Below are 5290 nucleotides of genomic sequence, written 5' to 3'. Positions count from 1 at the left end.
GGACGACAAGAGGGACGACAAGAGGGAGAAGCAGAACTGATTATCCGACTTTTAACCCGACGTTTTGGCAGTTTAGATTTAGCTATAACTGAAAAAGTTAAATCTCTATCTATCCCGCAATTAGAAACCTTAGGAGATAGAATTTTAGACTTGGGCAGCCGTGAGGAATTGCTAAGTTGGTTAAATGAACAAAGATAAAAATTATTCCCTAAAAATATGCTTTCTCCTAGCCTTTTCCAGACCCTAACCCTAGAAGATTTTCTCGGTCAATACTGGAATAATCCCCGCTACGAACTTGCTGAGGGAGAAATAATCGATTTGGAACCTACCGGCCCCCGCGAAACCGTTAGCGGCAAACTCGCCTTTTGCTGGCGAGTTTGGGGGGTAATCGAGCATGATTTACCTCCCCTTAAAACGGCGGTTCAAGAAATGATAGAAACTCTTGATGATAGTTAATTAAAAAGATTTTCCCTCAAAGGTGATATTTTCCTGGCTCTCTGGGTATATTTAATCTAGATACTATCGACAACCGCAAGCTTATGACGAAAGAACCAGTCTATATCATCATACCCGTTCACAACCGCAAAGCCATCACCCTAAAATGTCTAGAAACCCTACAGAATAACGGTGATTTGGATAAATATCATGTAATTGTCGTGGATGACGGTTCCTCCGATGGCACATCCTCCGTAATTCAATCCCAGTACCCCGATGTCATCATCCTACAAGGTGACGGGAATTTATGGTGGACTGGGGCAATTAAAATGGGTATGGAGTACGCTTATCAGCAAGGTGCAGAATATTTTATTTGGTTAAATGATGATTGTCTGGTAAGTCGTAACACTATTCAAAATTTAACTTCTTTTTGTCAAATTAATTCTCAGGCGATTATTGGTTGTCAAGGAAGAGAGAAGTATGATTTAAATAAAATTAGCTTTGGTGGTAAAAGTAAAAAATGGTTAAGTGATTACGAATTAATTAGCTGTCCTCAAGGACAAGTAAGAGAATGTGAATTATTAAGTGGTAATTTGGTTTGTTTTTCTCAAGAATTGGTTTCTATCATAGGCTATCCTAACACTTCGCTTGTACCTCATTATGGGGGTGATTCACTATATCTTATCAAAGCGAGAAAATCGGGATTTAGAATTTTTGTTGATAATAGAAATCAAATTTATAATATATTAGGAGAATCAAAAACAGCCCCGCACCGTTGGTTAATCCAAGAGGGGAAAACAGAAGACATAATCAGGCTTTTATTTTGTCGGCAATCGTTGTTAAGTTGGCGAGTTTGGCTGGCTCTCAATTTAGAAGAATACGGTAGATTTTTAGGATCGCTAAGTTTTTTAGTATACTACACCATTCGCTTCCTAATTCCAGTTAGTTTAATCACTTTGTTAAGACTATTTCCTCTTAAATTTAGATACAAATTATCAGAAATAAAAAGAAAGATAGTGATTTCACAAACCAATTATTAAATACTTATAGGACTGTAAATAATGACATTTAATAATCGGACTGCTTCCATTATAATTAGAACAACTCAAGAAAAACGAATTCCCTTATTGAAAAATGCTATAGCAAGTGTTATAGCTAATGATTATCGTCCTCTAGAAATTATAGTAGTTGCTCAGTCAGAGCAAAACATTTTTATAGAGAAAATCAATTCAATCTGTGAGAATTTTAGAGAAAATCAAGTAGATATTTATGTGGTTGTTAATCCAACTTCTCAGGATGAAAGAACTAAAAACTTAAACTTAGGTATCAAGAAATCTACTGGAAGATACTTAGGATTTTTAGATGATGATGATATTATTTATCCTAATCATTTATCTTTGCTTACTAATGCTTTACATAACCACGATAATTCTTGGTCTTATAGTGATACAGCATTGCTCATTTGTCAACTCATTAATTCAGAAAAAATTGAAGTGATTTCGAGGGGTATGCCCTTTAAAAAAGAACACTTTTCTTTACAATCTCTCTTTAAAGATAATTTCATACCAATTCATAGCTATTTATTAGATCGCAAAAAAATTGACCAAAAATTATTGGAATTCGATGAATCTTTCTCGGTAATGGAAGATTACGCCTTTTTATTAAAAATTGCTTCCCAATATCATCCTCAATATATCCCGATTGTTAGCTGTGAATATCGATTTTTTACCGATGCTAGTAATTCCAACTATTATGTGAACCAACTACTAGGAATTAACTACAGCCATAAAGCGAGAATATGGCAAGAAACATCCCTGAAAATAGAAAAATTAAAACATCAGTTAATTCCAGAATATTTACCACAGGATCAATCAGCTAATCTTCGTAAATTTTTTCTTTCTAGATTTGCCATTATTTACAAAATAAAACACAAATTTCCTCAAGTTTGGCAATTTCTATTAAAAATAGCTTCAAAACTACGAATCATTTCCTAGAAATCTCTATGATACACTTTTTAACAGTCAATTACTATTCTAAAGAACTTATTAAAAAATTAGTGCTATCCATTAATAATAGCCTAAAATCGGCATATCAAATAACAATCGTAAACAACTCTCCTCAAGAAGAATTATCTAACCATGATTTCTTCCCATCAGAGATGATTTACATCATTCAATCTCCTCAAAATTTGGGATTTGGTGCTGGTTGTAATTTGGGAATTAAATATATTTATTCTGTCAATAATAAAGCTTTAATTTGGTTAATTAATCCCGATACAACTATAGACAAAGAAGCAGACATTTATATAAAAAAATGTTTCGACACAGAACCAAATCTTGCTATCTTAGGGACAAAAATTAGAGATATAAAAGGAAATCTCTGGTTTGGTCAAGGTTTATTTGATCCTTTTTGGGGAACAATTAAACATGAAGCAAAACTATCAAATACTATTAATTCACAAAATGGCATCACTTCAAGCCGTTGGGTATCAGGATGTAGTATGATTATTAACTTGGCCAAGTTTGATCATTGCCCTAGTTTTAACACCAGATATTTTTTATACCATGAGGATGTAGATTTTTGTGAAAAATACTACAAAGAAAATTATCAGATAGCTGTTACAAACCATATTCTAGTCACTCATGTTGTGTCGGCTATTATTGGCAAAGATAAAAAAAATATGTTTAAAAACTTTACTTTTAGTCGTCTTGTTTTTCTGGAGTTGTATGGTAGTAAATTAAGCTTTTTGATTTATATGTTTTATGTAATATTGTTTAAAATTACTGTGTTGATGATTTTTGATACTTCAAATGCAATAGGGAGATGGCAAGGAATAAAAAAATATTTCACCAATAGTCATCCATAAGATAAAAAACTGCCGTACTTTGCCCATCAGCTTTTATAAGAAACCGTGAAAGTTTATCAAATTGCCGCTAATTGCCGTTAGGATGTTCCTGTATAAACTAAATGGTAAAATAGCCCATCAGCGCTTTTCCTACCCCAAAACTCGATAAAATCCTCAAAGAAAGAGATATTCAATAAGAACCAGAAAAACAAACCCTGCTGGCAAAAACTCAGTCATGGCTTCCTGAAAATGCTGTAGAATACGGAATTAATCGAGCTTATATCTTTGGGGGGAAGAGGGAATTTTATGGACAACCAAAAACTAATTCCGTTGCCAACCCTTTAGCCACTTTTTGCGGGTAATTGGCAGTAATGCCCAGAAAATAGCCTTATTTGGCTGAGAGAAAATCTTCAGGTCAGTATCTCTAGCATCAGTTACCACATTTATCTTCCCCCGACTCGGTTTTCTCAGCTATTGACAAGGGTTCCCCTAAAAGCCTACAAGTATTTTGGATAGGTATGGCCATTGAGGAACCGACCAAAATATGAAAATAACGACAAGATTACGGGAATGGGGCAAATTTTTCTTAAAAAGCGGTGCTAGTATCGCCCTAGCACTATTTTTAATCTTAAGTCTGTTCACGGTTAAGGGGACTGCCCCTGCTTTAGCTGTGCTTGCTCAGGGTGATGCGGTAACGGATCCCACTGCTATTCTACGCAATGCCTTACCCATAGATAATAAACCAATTCGTCAAGTGCAACAATCGATCGAAGATATTGCCAAACATCTGCGGTCCAAACGCTGGAGTCCGATTAAAAAAGATGTCAAGGATGCCAATTATGCCCTTTCTACCAAAAGCAGCGCCATCTTAGATAGTGTTCCCGAAGCAAGTAAAAGCCAAGGGGAGGAATTAATCGAAAAACTGAAAACGGGAGTGGCAGCCCTGGATACGGCCGTAGAAGCGAAGGATAAAGACGCAGTTTGGTCAACCAGACGGGAATTGCTCAATAATATCACCGCTTTAGAAGAATTAATGGTGGTGGGTTTTCCCTTTAACGTTCCCCCGGAATACGCTAACTTGCCGCAATTGCGAGGACGCGCCACCGTAGAGATGCAGACAACCAAAGGAGATTTAACTATCGTTGTGGATGGTTACAGCGCCCCGGTTAATGGGGGTAACTTTGTGGATTTAGTCCAACGGGGTTTTTATGACGGTTTACCCTTCATTCGCAGCGAAGATAATTTCGTTGTCCAAACTGGGGATCCCGTCGGTGCAGAAGAGGGATTTATTGACCCGAAAACTAAGCAATATCGCTCTATTCCCTTAGAAATTTTGATTAAAGGGGAAGAAGAACCAGTTTATGGCAATACTCTCGAAGAATTAGGGATTTACTTACCCAGTCTCGCCTTGCCTTTTAACGCTTTCGGTGCCTTGGCCCTGGCGCGTCCGGATACTAATCCTAACGGAGGTTCCTCGCAATTCTTTTTCTTTAAATTCGATAATGAATTAACTCCCCCTGGGTTTAATCTCATGGATGGTCGTTATTCGGTTTTTGGCTATTTAGTCGAGGGAAAAGAGGTGTTAGAAGAACTTACCGATAAGGATAAGATTATCACCGCTAAAGTGGTTTATGGCTTAAATAATCTCGTCCAACCTAGCTAGGGTGGGGGTTTTTAACTAGGTTTTGTCAAGGCACAGAGATTAGTCAAGATAGGGGAAGCAGCTCAGATTCTGGGCGCTTCCCCTGATACCCTGGAAAAGTGGCAATTGTCGGGGTCAATATTCCCCGCTAGTGAAAGCAAGGCAGTTATACTAAATCTGGTTATTAAAGACTGATTCTTTATTGCTCCTATTGCCTATTGCCTATTGGGACTTAAACAAATTTCAAGCCCAAATAAAGCCTAAACTGGCTTTGTAAGCGGCAAACACATCCCGATTCTCGGTCAGCCACTCAAAGAAACGGAAAGACATCGCTGTCCGAAAAGCTTCTAAAGCTTCCACAAAAGTGT

General features: G+C 36.9%; 6 protein-coding genes. All 6 read left to right on the top strand.

Annotated elements, in window-relative coordinates:
* Window positions 1–198 (top strand): DUF4351 domain-containing protein (locus tag H6F92_RS05470; RefSeq protein WP_190357071.1); only part of this gene is annotated, 198 nt, incomplete at its 5' end.
* Window positions 199–216: 18 nt separating this feature from the next.
* A complete protein-coding gene (locus H6F92_RS25730; protein ID WP_242030014.1) occupies window positions 217–456 on the top strand; it encodes a hypothetical protein in 240 nt (79 codons plus the stop codon).
* A gap of 83 nt (window positions 457–539) precedes the next feature.
* Complete coding sequence (locus H6F92_RS05460; protein ID WP_190357070.1) at window positions 540–1475, top strand: glycosyltransferase family 2 protein; 936 nt, start codon at window positions 540–542, stop codon at window positions 1473–1475.
* A gap of 21 nt (window positions 1476–1496) precedes the next feature.
* Entirely contained in the window at window positions 1497–2429 is a 933-nt protein-coding gene (locus H6F92_RS05455; protein ID WP_190357069.1) for a glycosyltransferase family A protein, read from the top strand.
* An 8-nt stretch (window positions 2430–2437) separates the two neighbouring features.
* Entirely contained in the window at window positions 2438–3301 is an 864-nt protein-coding gene (locus H6F92_RS05450; RefSeq protein ID WP_190357068.1) for a glycosyltransferase family protein, read from the top strand.
* A gap of 523 nt (window positions 3302–3824) precedes the next feature.
* Entirely contained in the window at window positions 3825–4943 is a 1119-nt protein-coding gene (locus H6F92_RS05445) for a peptidylprolyl isomerase (RefSeq protein ID WP_190357067.1), read from the top strand.
* Window positions 4944–5290: the final 347 nt, after the last annotated feature.

Origin of the sequence: Microcystis wesenbergii FACHB-1317 (assembly GCF_014696875.1) — a bacterium.
GTDB classification, from domain to species: domain Bacteria; phylum Cyanobacteriota; class Cyanobacteriia; order Cyanobacteriales; family Microcystaceae; genus Microcystis; species Microcystis wesenbergii_A.
This window is presented reverse-complemented; position numbering and strand designations above follow the sequence as displayed.

What these genes read in the sequence shown, in the direction of transcription:
- H6F92_RS05450 (WP_190357068.1), top strand. Translation starts at nt 2,438, where the DNA reads ATGATACACTTTTTAACAGTCAATTACTATTCTAAAGAACTTATTAAA.
- H6F92_RS05455 (WP_190357069.1), top strand. Translation starts at nt 1,497, where the DNA reads ATGACATTTAATAATCGGACTGCTTCCATTATAATTAGAACAACTCAA.
- H6F92_RS05445 (WP_190357067.1), top strand. Translation starts at nt 3,825, where the DNA reads ATGAAAATAACGACAAGATTACGGGAATGGGGCAAATTTTTCTTAAAA.
- H6F92_RS05460 (WP_190357070.1), top strand. Translation starts at nt 540, where the DNA reads ATGACGAAAGAACCAGTCTATATCATCATACCCGTTCACAACCGCAAA.
- H6F92_RS25730 (WP_242030014.1), top strand. Translation starts at nt 217, where the DNA reads ATGCTTTCTCCTAGCCTTTTCCAGACCCTAACCCTAGAAGATTTTCTC.